Origin of the sequence: Methylobacterium sp. 88A (assembly GCF_000376345.1) — a bacterium.
Taxonomy (GTDB): Bacteria; Pseudomonadota; Alphaproteobacteria; order Rhizobiales; family Beijerinckiaceae; genus Methylobacterium; species Methylobacterium bullatum.
The window spans coordinates 2,787,810-2,800,365 of the sequence record NZ_AQVT01000001.1; the positions used below are offsets into that span (position 1 = coordinate 2,787,810).

12 protein-coding genes are annotated in these 12,556 nt (G+C 65.1%); 8 read left to right on the forward strand and 4 right to left on the reverse strand.

All coding sequences use genetic code 11. The features are described 5' to 3' along the window. Positions 1–446 precede the first annotated feature (446 nt). Positions 447–1,286: a hypothetical protein gene (locus A3OM_RS0113385; RefSeq protein WP_018042963.1), complete on the forward strand. Its 840-nt coding sequence runs from the start codon at positions 447–449 to the stop codon at positions 1,284–1,286. A 64-nt stretch (positions 1,287–1,350) separates the two neighbouring features. Next, positions 1,351–1,947, forward strand: a complete 597-nt coding sequence (locus A3OM_RS0113390; protein ID WP_018042962.1) for a hypothetical protein — start codon at positions 1,351–1,353, stop codon at positions 1,945–1,947. A 134-nt stretch (positions 1,948–2,081) separates the two neighbouring features. On the opposite strand, the gene A3OM_RS0113395 is transcribed toward A3OM_RS0113390, so the two are convergent. Further along, a complete protein-coding gene (locus tag A3OM_RS0113395; RefSeq protein ID WP_245257766.1) occupies positions 2,082–2,336 on the reverse strand; it encodes a hypothetical protein in 255 nt (84 codons plus the stop codon). A gap of 247 nt (positions 2,337–2,583) precedes the next feature. On the opposite strand from A3OM_RS0113395, the gene A3OM_RS0113400 reads away from it, so the two are divergent. After that, positions 2,584–2,865, forward strand: a complete 282-nt coding sequence (locus A3OM_RS0113400; RefSeq protein WP_018042960.1) for a hypothetical protein — start codon at positions 2,584–2,586, stop codon at positions 2,863–2,865. Between the two features lie 567 nt (positions 2,866–3,432). Here A3OM_RS0113400 and A3OM_RS0113420 read toward each other — a convergent pair. The 3 genes from A3OM_RS0113420 to A3OM_RS0113435 form a co-directional block, all read right to left on the reverse strand. Next, entirely contained in the window at positions 3,433–3,645 is a 213-nt protein-coding gene (locus A3OM_RS0113420; protein WP_018042956.1) for a hypothetical protein, read from the reverse strand. Positions 3,646–4,996: 1,351 nt separating this feature from the next. Further along, positions 4,997–6,655 carry a hypothetical protein gene (locus tag A3OM_RS0113430; protein WP_245257791.1) on the reverse strand — a complete coding sequence of 553 codons (1,659 nt, stop codon included), beginning with the start codon at positions 6,653–6,655 and terminating at the stop codon, positions 4,997–4,999. 591 nt (positions 6,656–7,246) lie between these two features. Further along, positions 7,247–7,468: a hypothetical protein gene (locus A3OM_RS0113435; RefSeq protein ID WP_018044277.1), complete on the reverse strand. Its 222-nt coding sequence runs from the start codon at positions 7,466–7,468 to the stop codon at positions 7,247–7,249. A 1,142-nt stretch (positions 7,469–8,610) separates the two neighbouring features. Between A3OM_RS0113435 and A3OM_RS26140 the strand changes: the two genes are divergently transcribed. From A3OM_RS26140 to A3OM_RS0113460, 5 genes are all read left to right on the forward strand, one after another. Beyond that, the gene (locus A3OM_RS26140) at positions 8,611–8,784 is read left to right on the forward strand and encodes a hypothetical protein (RefSeq protein WP_018044278.1); all 174 of its coding nucleotides are present in this window, start codon (positions 8,611–8,613) and stop codon (positions 8,782–8,784) included. 46 nt (positions 8,785–8,830) lie between these two features. After that, entirely contained in the window at positions 8,831–9,799 is a 969-nt protein-coding gene (locus tag A3OM_RS0113445) for a cation diffusion facilitator family transporter (protein WP_018044279.1), read from the forward strand. A 67-nt stretch (positions 9,800–9,866) separates the two neighbouring features. Further along, on the forward strand, positions 9,867–10,616 hold the full coding sequence (locus A3OM_RS0113450) for a response regulator transcription factor (protein ID WP_018044280.1): 750 nt from the start codon (positions 9,867–9,869) through the stop codon (positions 10,614–10,616). After that, on the forward strand, positions 10,613–11,941 hold the full coding sequence (locus A3OM_RS0113455; RefSeq protein WP_026176008.1) for an ATP-binding protein: 1,329 nt from the start codon (positions 10,613–10,615) through the stop codon (positions 11,939–11,941). The genes A3OM_RS0113450 and A3OM_RS0113455 overlap by 4 nt, the downstream gene beginning before the upstream one ends. A 99-nt stretch (positions 11,942–12,040) precedes the next feature. Next, positions 12,041–12,298 (forward strand): hypothetical protein, encoded by a 258-nt coding sequence (locus A3OM_RS0113460; protein ID WP_018044282.1) that lies wholly within the window; start codon positions 12,041–12,043, stop codon positions 12,296–12,298. The last annotated feature ends 258 nt before the right edge of the window (positions 12,299–12,556 follow it).

Consider the following 12,556-nt stretch of genomic DNA (forward strand, 5'->3'; position numbering starts at 1 on the left):
CGAGAGCCCCAGCGCTCTCAGGACCTGACCGGCCGGCTCCCTCCTGCCCAAGAGGACGTCCGAAACGTGCTGTGGCGAGAGGCCTGCCTGACGCGCCCATGCGTCCTGAGATCCGGCTTTGCGGCATGCCCCTCGGAGCAGCGTCCGGACGTCCCTCTCCGTCAATTCCACCATCCATCTGAGCCCTCCGCGAATCTGCCGAGGACATTATATCGCAACCCGGAATAGAATTTCTAGAGTATCCCAAATTATGCCTTTGGTTTCATACAACCATTGCGATAGATTCATGCTTTATGCCATTTGAACAACAGTTTCGACAACACCGTGTTGTTTAAATCGTTGTCGAAATTTCGGTGTTGCGTTGTCGAAATTGCCTGTCGGGTTTCTATTGTGATCCGTAATACGATTGCTAAATTACTCAGATCCGCCGATATGAGGATTCGAAAATGCCCCACACGACGCCGCTGTTGCCACCCTACGTCCACCCTCCCGCGTGGCTCGGCCTGCAGTGGCAGCCTGGCGAGCTGCTCCATACGCGGCGCGGCCCGCGGTACCTGAGCCGCGCCCCGAGGACGCCCGAGTTCGATGAAGCTATTGACCAAGAGGTGATTTGCTTTTGGGACCTAGGCCTCACCCGAGAGGGCCGGGAAGTCCTTTTTTGGCAGGCGCCCGACCACGACCTGGCCGCCGTTCAGGCAGCAATCGACAGCATCCCCGCCCAGGTCGCCGCCAGGGAGGCGGAGCGGGCGGCAGCGGCCGCGGAGCGACGGGCTCGCGAAGAAGCGGAGGCGGCCGCGCTAAGGGAAAAGGAGGCCGCGTTCATCGCCCATGCGCGGGCCGAGGCTGAGCATTCCCTGAAAAAGCGGCGCTGGTCATGGGCCCGCCGTGTCGACGTCGACGAAGCACAGGGGCTCCTGGACAAATCGGATTTCGACGCCGTGGACGCGAAGCGGCTTCTGACGATGGTCAAGCGCGCTGCGGCAAACGTGCAGAGGTCCGAGGACAAGGTTGCCCTGCTGCATCCACCCGAACAGAATCTGGCCGCCCTACCCGTGGTTCGGAATGCGGCCCTGGCTGCAGTCCGGCTGATCACCGCGGACGATCAAGACCGGGCCATGGTCCAAAACAATATCGGCTGGTCAAAATCGACGACAATCGATGGGCACGTCCTCGCCGCCCTGCCCTCCCTCGACGTCGCCCAGGCGAGTCACGCGCTCAGGCTGCTCCGCGTTCACCAAAAACAACTGCCTAGGGCGGTCGTCGAGCGCATCTTCGCCGCGGCCTAATTTGTCGATTGCGAGGCGCCCCGGACAATCGAGATCGTCACCCCCCAGCACAGGACCACCGCCCATGAGCTTCCTCGCCCGTATTGCCCTCCTCGCCGCGGTCGCCGTCGCCACCCTCTTCGCCCTCGTCTGGGAGAGCGGCCGCTGGGTCCTCCGCGCGGTCCGGTCCGCAACGGGGATCACAACCCCGGCCCTCCCCGCTACCGATGCGGCCGCGGCGTACCTCGATGCCCCTGCCCCGGCGGTTGCCCCGTCCCCGGCATGGGGCCCGGCCCCTCGCCACCAGGTCGGCGTCCCGCTTGTGTCGTACGCTCGGCACCTCGTTGCAGGGGGGCCCGCGGCGGATGTGTCCGCCCTACCCAAGCCCGTCATGACGTGGGTCCGGGGCCTGTCGCACGGCGAGCTCGTGACGCTCGCGGCGGCACTCCCGCATGAGGCTGAGGCACACGTCGGCGGCATCCTGATCGAGGGCCTGCCGTCGCTCACCCCGGCCGCACCCCGCGAGACGATCCCGGCCCCCGTTGTGGACGTGTCCGCAAAAGATGCGGATGCGTCCGCAGAATGGACGTGGACGCGTCCGCTTTCGGCCGATCCCGAGGACGTGGAGATCGCCAATCTGGTCAACCTCGCCATGGAGCGTCGACGTCGCAAGGTGGCCTGAGCACCCCCCTCCCCTTGATGCGAAAGGGCCCGCCGGATGACCGGCGGGCCCTTTTTTCCATGGTCCGCAAATGGCCCATTTGCGGTCCGGATTCGGTCCGCAGGGGAAAGGCACAACCCCCAGGCGTATAATTCTCACTGACGGCGGGCGAGACGCAGTGCGCGGATTTCCGCCTGAGCGGCCGCCAAGTCTCGGGCAAGCTCGGCCTCCCGGCGACGCGATGCCAGGAGCGCCTGCCCGAGGCGGTGGACGGCGCTCTCGGCATCGGCATCTGCCTGCGCCCAAGCCTGAGCCTCACGACGCGCACGTTGGCCTGCCACGAGAGCGACGCCGACCGCCATCATGCCGCCATGCATGCCGTTGTGGAAGTTGTCGGTCTGCCTGCTCATTGTCGTATCCCCCGTCGCCCAGGCCTTCATAGATTCAGCTCCAGATTGCCCTGGCAAGACGATCCTGGCCCCAGGGTTACCGTTTCCCTGGGCTATGATTGCCGAGGATGCGTCCGGTGATTGCTCAGAGCAAAGGGGGCGCACCCACCCGTTACTCCTATAAACAGCATCGAAAATCCAAGGGGACGCGGGCACCCGGTTTCGCGGCGGGCTCGTCGGTTTCACGGCGGGGTCCGACGATGACGTCATGGCCAGGATCGACATCACGGTAGACACCTCGCAACTCGAACTCGCGCCCGTCGAGCTCGACACCCACCTCGTCGATGCCGACAACGACCTCGCGGATATGGGGCGGGCACCCGAGGACCTCGGCCTTCATGCGCGCAATGTCCTTCTCCAGGTACGCCCGGAAATGCTTCTGGAGGCAATCGTAGAGGGCATTCTCGTCCACCCCGAGCTCGGGGCCGCCATCTTGGCCGCGTGCTTGTCCGGGAACCGGAACAGGCCCGCACGGAACTCCCGGGCCTAGCCCTGCACCAGGGTGAAGGCCGGGGCTCGCTCGATCACCGACTTCTCATCGACCTTCCGCTTGATCTGTTCGCCGCAGGCTTTCTCCATGGTCTACGCGGCGCGGGCCTTGTTGACGTCGGGACCGGCGGCCTCGGGTCGTCCCATGACAACCGCGGGTCCTGCGGCAGGTGCAGGGCTTGACGTGGCCGCATGGGTCGAGGGCCGCTCCTGTTGCATGGCCTTATCGACATTGGCGGGGTAGTGGGCCCTCGCCCGCTCGGGGTCGAACAGTCCCCCAGGCAGCTTGGCCTCAGCGAGGCGGGTGTCCCTAATCTTCCGGACCGCCCCCTCGGAAATACCGAGGAGCTTGGCCAGCGCACGTCCCGAGACCCCGGCCATCAGTCAGCCTTGTGCCTGGCCTTGGTGTCCTGCCGCTTGAACTCGATCCCGAGGCTCTAGGCCTTGGCACGGAAGGTCATGCCCCCGCCGGCCATAGGGGCCTCTCCCTTGTTCTGACGCTCCCACGCGATGATGAGGATGTCGGCCGCTCTGAGGTCGTTCAGGCAGGCACCAGCCACGGTGAAGGTTAGGGCCCGAGCATCCACCGGTCACTGGCCCTGCACACCGCGGGCTCCTTGGTGACGGTCAACTCCCGTGGCGGCTCCTCCTCGGGCTCGGGCGCCCGGACCTCCGCGAGATTCTTGAGCTCGGCCTCTTCGAAGCCCGCATCCCCCAGGTCGAAATCGAACTCGCCGGCGTCGATGGCCTCCTGGATGAAGGCGACCTCCTTGGCTAGCATGGACTCGTCTCACGACGAGTTGAGGGCGACACGGTTGTCCGCGAGGACGAGGGCCGCGCTGCGCAACGCTCAGGCCGGGACGCCGGATGACGGAGACCTGCTCCATGCCAAGGCGCTTCGTGGCCTCAAGGCGGCTGTGCCCCGCGATATGGTGTCGTGCTCGTTTACGATGAGTGGAACGAGGAAACCGAACTCGGTGATTAGGGCCTGGATCTGTCCAATCTGGGCCTCGTCGTGCGTACGCGAATTCCGGGAGTACGCACGCAGGGTGCGCACCGCGACGAGGGCGGTGCGGAGTACGCGAGAGGGTCGTCGGTACGCACGGTAACCCTTTGATCCGTCAGGCGGTACGCACGCCGCGTACCCAAAAATTTCCACTGTACCCGGGCGGATGTTGCACCTTCGCGACTTCTGCTTTCGGCCCCCCAGGGGGGACCCATCCCCCCCTATCTTGCCCTTTGTCACCGGCTTTCCGCGAAGGGGATGCCCTCCCGTCGCCCCCCTTTGGAGGGGTCAGGGAGGGCGAGGCAGTGCGGACCAGCGCACGATCGGGATCCTGCCCCCTGCCCGTGTAACGGACCATCCCAGGCCCTCGGGGGCCTCAGGGGACGCAAGGCATCGGGACCGCCACCGGGGATGCCCCTGCATCAAATGATGCAGGGGTGAGGGCCGGGGTACGCATCACCCCCGCAGGGATAGGGATGCCCGTAGGCTACGCCCCTGACGGGTCAGAGGGGGGCGCGAGACGGGCCACCAGGGCCGCACGTATCGCCTCCGTCTGAAGGGGGACGCCTCCGCTCTCCCGTCCCCAGAGACCACGCAGGGCAAGGCGGAGGACCTCCTTGACGTCCACTGCGCTTGCAACAAGACGCTCCCCGGGCCGGGTCCCAGCCGAAGCCGCGGAGGCGAGGAGTGCGTCCCGGAGCGCGTCGACTAGCGCAGCATCAAGTTGACGCGGATCAGGCGCACCGGCTTCCCTGAGGGCCTGACGAGCGGCGCGTTTGCGTTGCCTGTCGGCATCGCGACGGGACGCCTTCGAGGCAGGTGGGGTGGGGAACGGGGGGATGCCGGCGTGCATGGCAAAATGGTGCGCCCGAGCCTGGCAAGGGACAAACGAAGAAACCCCGCCTCCGGGATTACCAGAGACGGGGTTTCGAGGTTGAGGTGCAACGCCCGGTCCCATGCGGAGACAATCAAAAAGGTAGCGAATTCCCTCGAATTCTACAAGGGGAGAAGCGACCTAACCTACGGTCCCGGAAGGAAAAAGTTGTCTCGGTTGGCTACGCCCCTGACGCTATAGGAGGCTCTCCTAAGGCCTCCGGCCCCTTTCAGGGATAGGGAGACCCGAAGGCTACGCCCTGACCTCGTGGAGGGTGACCCGAGGCCTCCGGCCCTTTCCTACGGAACCGGATTTCCTTGGGCTACGCCCCCGTTTGATGGAGGCTGCCGTAGGCCCAATACGGTCAGGAACGATGTGCGTCGGGAAGGCACGCATCCCGGTCTCGTTCTCGTGCAAACATACCGATTTCGCGATTGCACGAGCATTAGCCTCTCGTCGCTCCCAAACCTCGAAAATCCCCTCTCGCCGCTCCTCAGACATCAAGATCCTCTCGATCTTGATTTGGTAAGCGATCATCGCCTCAAGCCTCTCCGCCGGGTCCCAGCGCAAGGGCCGCGGGGCAGGAGGAGACACGGGCGGGACAGGAACGAAGACCGTCTTAGATGGGACGACCACAGGAGACGCGGAGGCGGAAGCACCCACGCAACCACCGGAACCAACCGGCGCTCCCATCTGTGGGGTGAATCCCCTCTTTCTTGAGGACTGACAGGGGTTTATCGCGGCGCGCGTCGCATCCATGACTTCGGCCATAATGGCGGTCACCGTGGCGCCCTTCGAGGCCTGCGTCACGAAGGAATCGTGCACCGGCAGTGCCGGGACATTCTCTCGCTCGCAGCGCTTCAGGACGTCGACGCACATCTGGCTCTCGATGTGCATGAGGGTGATCCCCATGTCCGCCCCGAGGAAATGGGCGATGGGCTCGTGGCGGTGCATGACCGCCTTCATGAGGCCTTTCGTGTAATCGAGGGAGTGGAGCCATTTGCCCGGCTTGTCCTTCTCCCGCTTCATCAGGCTCTGGACACCGCCGTAGGTCGACCTGGTGTTCATGACGGTGAGGAGCGCCGCCTTTACGTGGCTCGGGTTGTACCCGTCCACGTCATAGATCTCGCCGACCGGCAACTTACCGGCCATGGCGTAGAGGAGCCTAGGGTGACAGGCGCTCCAGTCCTCCTCGAACGCCACCTCGCCATTGATGAGAAGCTCCAGGCGTCGGGCCTGGGGGAGCTGCTGCCACCAGCCATACAAACGCCCGTGCATGTCCCACCGGCCCCGACCGTAGATCCGGACCATGCGTGGGGCCGGCGTCGGGCGGAGGCCAACCCAGCCACCGGTCTTATCGGACCGGGCACTGACGTACCCGGGCGTGTGGAGCCAGCCGTCGCCCTCGGGCATGTCGATGCGGACGGCGCTGGCGGCCTCGTTGCGGGCTTCCATGACCTTGCGCAGGCGCCGGGTGTTGTCCGTGTCAGTGTACGCCATGCGCTCGCCGTCGACGTCCCGGAGCTCGATGACCTCCCTTGGCCCGACATGCTCGAAAGGGCAGTCGTTGAAGGCGGCGATGAGCCGGTCGGTAGCCCGCATGCGTGACTGCCAGCCGTGCGAGGCGGGCCCGGGGAGCGCACGCTCTTCTTCGATCAAGCCGAGGTCCAGGAGCTCCTGCACCGCCGCCTTGACCCGGTCGTACGTGTACGCGGTCCCTTCGTACCGGGACAGGGGCTCGTAGAACCTTTTTGACCGCGAGTATGAGACCCAGCCGCCCTGGCCCGCGAGGGCGGCGCGGACGAGGCTCGTCATTATAGAGTTCCGGGCCTCAAGGGCCCGGGGGTGGCCTATCAGGCTGACGCCGGCGGCGGCGATGAAGGCAGGCTTGGTCCTCCAATGGAAGTCCAAGGGGAAGTCATGCCCCTGGGGGGGGCGATTGGTTCGGGGGGGCATTTTATCCGCATGGTGTCGACCGTGCGCGGCCCGGCACCTCTGCGAGCCCGCACATTCGAAACGTGCCCCCAGCTTAGGCATTTAACCAGTGTTCACAGGGGCCTAGCCTTAACGCCTGAGGTTAACGCGAGACTTACCCTACCTCCTCCCATGTCTTGCCCATACGAAGTCCGTTTTCTCCCATGACACGCCCATGAGTTTCAGTCTGCCTTCACTCTGAGACCCAGGGTGTTCGGGTATGCCCTGGCGGTCATCCAGGAGCCTTGGCGGGGTATGCAAATAAATATGGGATGATGCCATGATCCTTGAGGGCTCCCATGGGAGGTCCATCAATCTCCACGGCTTACCCATGAACACCATCGGGGAAATACGAATCGAGCAAGCCGCCCAAGGAAGGGACCCCAAGGGGGGGGTGATTTCGACAGCTCATAAACCGGCCGTTGAAGCGTTCGATGGTCGCTAAGTCGTGACAAGACAGGCGATGCCGCCGCCCTGCAGGCATGGAAAAAGCCCGGCGAGCTTTACAGCTTGCCGGGCTTGCTCTTTTCAGTCGGCCGCCGCCGCCGCCGCCGCCGCGAGGCGGATCAGACGATTGCGCGCGTAGACTTCGCGTGCACGCTCAAGCTTCCTAGCCTTTGCGGCCTGCCGGGCTGCCTCTTTCTCGGCTTTGATCTGTTCTTCGACATTGGCGTAACTTAGCCCGTCGGGGTTGAACAGGTCGTCGGTAAAGCGGTCGCGCGGCCGTTGCACTGCGGGCTCACTTCCCATGCCCAGGGGTCCTCCTGGCCCGAATTTGGGCCTAGTTATGCTTTTCCGGCGCCTCCATGACCTGGATGAAACTTCGCCCTATGTATCAGATGCATCTAAAGAGCTTATGTCAGGTAACGTGTAAAAATCTATTGTTTTCTTTATGAGGTGCTAACCTTGTCATCTAGTCGCAGGCGGCGGCGCCCTGGTGGGGGCACGTAGTTAGGTTGGCAAACAAGGGTTAGAACGGCTTGTCTCAATATGGTGGAAAAAGTGCAACTATAGACCGACATAACTTTAGATTAGCTCTGTTCCTCTTCTGATCTGGATAAAATTAATCGAGATGTAAATGATTGACACCGAATTATTTGGCGTTAAGCTATCTGAGGTCGTGTGAGGTTGATTTTTGTTATATTGGCGCCACCATTCGTCGATGCTTTCGCGCTAATCCGTCAACGACAGGAACCACTAGGCGTTCAGACATTCTCCCCGTGGGCGGCCGTTGAACAACTCGATATAGGCGGTGTCGGTTGGCTTGCTCGGTAGGGCGGTTGATCTCGAATCCCTTCAGGTGAGAAAGGTGATGTGCCTTCAACCTGCCTGCTGCTCCAAAGCGGTATCAGCGCGGACAGAATGGCGTCTCCGTGCTAAGTGATGCCGGCAGCGACGCTCTCCGCCATGCAGACACCGCAGGTTTGCGCTTCATCCAGCCAGTGATCGAACCCTGTGACATCTGATTTTATCGACGGCTGCTAGAAACAGTGGCTCGGGACGATCTGGCAGAACAAGCGGCTGAGATCGATGACCCTGGCTACATCAGTATGCGCCCAGGTCAGCCGCCGACGTCAATAAAGGGTGTATGTTGGCGTCGACAGGCGGTTCTGACGATTCCATAGTGTGGGCACACGGCTCTTTGAAACTGGCCCTTAACCGCCCCCGCCGAGGATGCAGCACCATACCCTTCCGCCATTCGTGCGGGCACATCCAGACGACTTACAGACCTCGGTCGCCGTCCCCCTTCACCATCATCACCAACTGCCGGCTGCGGCGATGCGACCGACGTTCCAAAAACGAGCCTCCTGCCCGCCACGTAGGAGCCTCCCCAAAATTCACGGCGCGCAAATCGAGTGCAAGCCTACCTAGCGGAGGGCGGACCTTTACTCATGATCGTCGTCGCGGCTCTAAGGTTAAAGGGTGCCGTCATGGCGTGGCCCGACCTGATCGTGGCGGCGGTGATGGCCGAGATCTTCGTGACTTCCTCAATCCAAATTCTTCAGCAGGCCTGGACCGAGCACCAGAGAGACGCCGTCGCGACGCTCCCCGCACCGGCCAAGTGAGCCCCGGTCAAACCCGTTGAATGTCGAAGACCGCTACAGGACGACCATGACGACGAACGACGCACACGCCGGTCACGACCACGGGTCGCATGACCATGAGGCCCATGCGACCCATGACCATCCCGGGCATTCCCACGCCCCGGCGAGCTTCGGGAAGGCGTTCGCAATTGGCATCGCCCTCAATGTGGGCTTCGTCGCCATCGAGGCCACTTATGGGGTGCTGGCGAACTCGATGGCCCTGCTGGCCGATGCCGGACACAACCTCTCGGACGTGCTCGGTCTCGTCGTGGCGTGGATCGCGACGGTGCTGGCCAAGCGCGCCCCGAGCGCGCGGTACACCTACGGGATGAAGGGCTCCTCGATCCTGGCGGCCCTGTTCAACGCGGTGTTCCTGCTGGTGGCCGTTGGCGCCATCGCCTGGGAGGCGATCCAGCGCTTCGGCGAGCCCGCCCCGGTCGCCGGCAAGACCGTGATGATCGTCGCGGCGGTCGGCATCCTGGTGAACGGCATCACCGCCTGGCTGTTCGCCTCTGGTGCCAAGGGGGACATCAACATCAAGGGCGCGTTCCTGCACATGGTCGCCGACGCCGCCGTCTCGGCCGGGGTGGTCATTGCCGGCCTCGTGATCCTCTACACCGGATGGACCTGGCTCGATCCCGTCGTCAGCCTCGCCATCGTCTTCATTATCGTCTGGAGCACCTGGGGCCTCCTGCGCGACAGCCTCACGCTATCCCTCGCCGCCGTCCCGCCGGGCATCGACCCCGACGCCGTCCGCAGCCACCTCGAAGGACTTCCGGGGGTCGCGTCACTCCACGACCTGCATATCTGGGCGATGAGCACCACGGAGACATGCCTTACCGCCCATCTCCTAATGCCTGGCGGCCGGCCCGACGACGAGTTCCTCATGAAAACGGCCGTCGGCATCAAGGAACGGTTCGGCATCGGCCACACCACCCTGCAGGTGGAGACCAGCAGCGACACCGCCTGCATCCTCGCACCCGCCCACGTCGTTTGACCGGCATCGGGTGTATGAATGCCCCCGCGGACGGAACGGTGACGCCCATTGCAGGACGGAGGAATCGTTGATCCACGAAAACGGGGGCAACGCGGGTTCCGATGGTTCGGAACACGTCCTCCTCGTCGAGGATGACGACGGCCTGCGTCTGCTGGTCACCCGCCTTCTCCGCGAGGCGGGCTATCGTGTCACCGGTTGCAGAAGCGCCATTGAATTCTGGCGCCTCCTGCCTGCCGGTGGCGTCGACCTCGTCCTGCTTGACGTGATGCTGCCCGGGGCCTCGGGCCTTGACCTGCTCCGGGCGTTGCGCGCGAGGAGCACGGTGCCGGTGATCATGGTCAGCGCCCGCAACGAGGAGGCCGACCGGGTGCTTGGGTTGGAACTTGGGGCCGACGACTACGTGGCCAAGCCCTTCGGCCGGCCCGAGCTCCTGGCCCGTGTCCGTGCCGTCTTGCGCCGCGCCTCCATGGCACCCTCGTCGCCCTCGTCCCCGGTATCCGAGGTGCTCTCCTTCTCAGGCTGGAGGCTCGACATGCGCAGCCGCTCGCTCGTCGATCCCGAGGGGGCGGCCGTCGACCTCTCCGGCGCCGAGTACGACCTCCTCCTCGTCTTCCTCGAACACCCGGGGCGCGTGCTGGGCCGGGAGATGATCCTCGAACTGTCCCGTGCCAGGCTCGGGTCCCCCACGGATCGCAGCGTCGACACCCTGGTGAGCCGCCTGCGGCGCAAGCTCGAACCGCCCGAGGGCCTGCCTCCGGTCATCAAGACCGTGCGCGGGGCCGGCTACATGCTCGCCTCGAAGGTTGAGCGCGCTTGAGACGCCTGGCACCCTTGGCCCGCAGCCTGGAAGCCCGAACGGTCGCAGTCCTGCTCCTGGCCATCCTCGCCGTCCACGGCGGGGCACTGCTTCTCTATCGGCAATCCGCGACCGCCGCGGCGGACGATGCGTTCGCGCGGCAGGTCGCCAACCAGCTTACCCTGGCGCGCGAGGCGGTGCTCCGCCGCCCACAGACCGAACGCGACGCCGAGGCGAAGGCCCTGTCGTCCGCGCATTTCGAGCTGGGATGGTCGCCGACCTCGACCCTGCTCCCTGACAGGGCCGGCGACCCGGCGATGTGGTCGCTCAGGTCCCGGATGATCGCGTCGGAGCCGAGCCTCGAACCCGGTCTCGCACTCGCGATGGACAGTGGCCACGAGGCCCTTCATCAGGAGGACCTGGGCGGTGCGCTCGCCCTGGCGGACGGGAGTTTTTTGACCTTCCGCTCGGCCCATGCACCCGGCCTCGCACGGCTCGGATCGTGGGCCTACCTCGCGACGGCGATGGCCATCCTCGTCGGTGTCGCCGCCGTCGTTCTGATGCACCGGATCGCGGGACCGTTGCGCGACCTCACCCGCGCTACGGCCGAAATCGGGCACGGAAAGGTGGTCCCCGTGAGGGAAGCCGGCCCCGACGAGACCCGCGATATCGCCCGGGCCCTCAACGCGATGCAGGACCGCATCCATCGGCTGGTGACGGAACGGACCCAGGCCCTGGCGGCCGTCTCCCACGACCTGCGCACCCCCATCGCGCGGCTTCGCCTCCGCCTCGACGGGCTGCCCGAGGGCGGCGAGATCCGGGCGATGGGCTCGGACCTCGACGACATGCAGGCGATGGTCGATTCGACCCTGGCGTACCTTCGGGGCGACGCGGACCCGGAGCCGCGCCAGGTTGCCAACGTCGCGAGCGTCCTCATGAGCATCGCCGACACGTCCTCGGACGCTGGCCGCGAGGTCGCCTATGCGGGCCCTGGCCGCGCACTCGCGACGGTGCGCCCAGTTGCGCTGCGACGCGCGCTCGACAACGTCGTCGACAACGCCGTGCGTTACGGGACCCGCGCCTTTATTTCGCTCGACGTGGAGCCGGAAGAGCTGGTGCTCACCGTCGAGGACGATGGTCCAGGCATCCCGCCTGAAGAGGTCGCCCGCGCCTTCGAGCCGTTCACCCGCCTCGAAGCGTCGCGGAACCGCAACACCGGCGGCACCGGCCTCGGCCTGACCATCGCGCGCCGGATCGTCGAGGCGGAGGGAGGCGGCATCGCCCTATCCAATCGGTCGGGAGGCGGCCTTCGGGTCCGGATCTCCCTGCCGCGCGCCGGTCGCTGACACACTTCGTCACGAACCAGGCGTCCGGGTGTAAAACAGGGTCGCTATCTCAGGTCTCGAAGCGGCCGCACCGGCTGCCGAACCCCAGGGATCAGAATTATGAAGCGTACCATCGCCGCCCTTCTCACCCTCGGCCTACTAGCAGGCCTCTCGGCTCCCGCCTACGCCGCCGAGGACGGGCATGGGAACGCGAACAATCCCGAGCGCTCCGTGCCGAACACCGGCGGCGTGGCCGGTGGCCCGGCCCATCGCGACGACCCGCGCGAGAGCGAGGCCCGCGAGGTCGGCAAGGACGGCAAGCCCGTCCATTCCGACAAGGATGGGCACGCCCACGGTCACTCCCACGGCAAGAAGTGAGCGGACGACGCTGACCTCGGAAGGCCGGGAGGATGCACCGATGCGTACGCTTCCCCTCCTGGTCGTCTTCGCCTTCCTTGCCGTCGGCATAGGCTACGCCCTTGGCGGGGGATGACCGGTCCGCTCCCGCCCGACGGCTTCACGGTACGGTAGTGCCCTCCTCGGTACCGTGAACCGCCCGCCTCGGCCTCGTGCCGGGGCGGGCACCCCTCCCGTGGTCCTTCCAGTCTCCGCCCGACCACGAAGAGCTGTTGCGCT

Bases quoted from the DNA above. Each gene is read 5' to 3' on its own strand.
- A3OM_RS0113395 (WP_245257766.1), bottom strand. From the start codon at position 2,336: ATGAGCAGGCAGACCGACAACTTCCACAACGGCATGCATGGCGGCATG.
- A3OM_RS0113390 (WP_018042962.1), top strand. From the start codon at position 1,351: ATGAGCTTCCTCGCCCGTATTGCCCTCCTCGCCGCGGTCGCCGTCGCC.
- A3OM_RS0113445 (WP_018044279.1), top strand. From the start codon at position 8,831: ATGACGACGAACGACGCACACGCCGGTCACGACCACGGGTCGCATGAC.
- A3OM_RS0113385 (WP_018042963.1), top strand. From the start codon at position 447: ATGCCCCACACGACGCCGCTGTTGCCACCCTACGTCCACCCTCCCGCG.
- A3OM_RS0113400 (WP_018042960.1), top strand. From the start codon at position 2,584: ATGGCCAGGATCGACATCACGGTAGACACCTCGCAACTCGAACTCGCG.
- A3OM_RS0113420 (WP_018042956.1), bottom strand. From the start codon at position 3,645: ATGCTAGCCAAGGAGGTCGCCTTCATCCAGGAGGCCATCGACGCCGGC.
- A3OM_RS26140 (WP_018044278.1), top strand. From the start codon at position 8,611: ATGATCGTCGTCGCGGCTCTAAGGTTAAAGGGTGCCGTCATGGCGTGG.
- A3OM_RS0113460 (WP_018044282.1), top strand. From the start codon at position 12,041: ATGAAGCGTACCATCGCCGCCCTTCTCACCCTCGGCCTACTAGCAGGC.
- A3OM_RS0113435 (WP_018044277.1), bottom strand. From the start codon at position 7,468: ATGGGAAGTGAGCCCGCAGTGCAACGGCCGCGCGACCGCTTTACCGAC.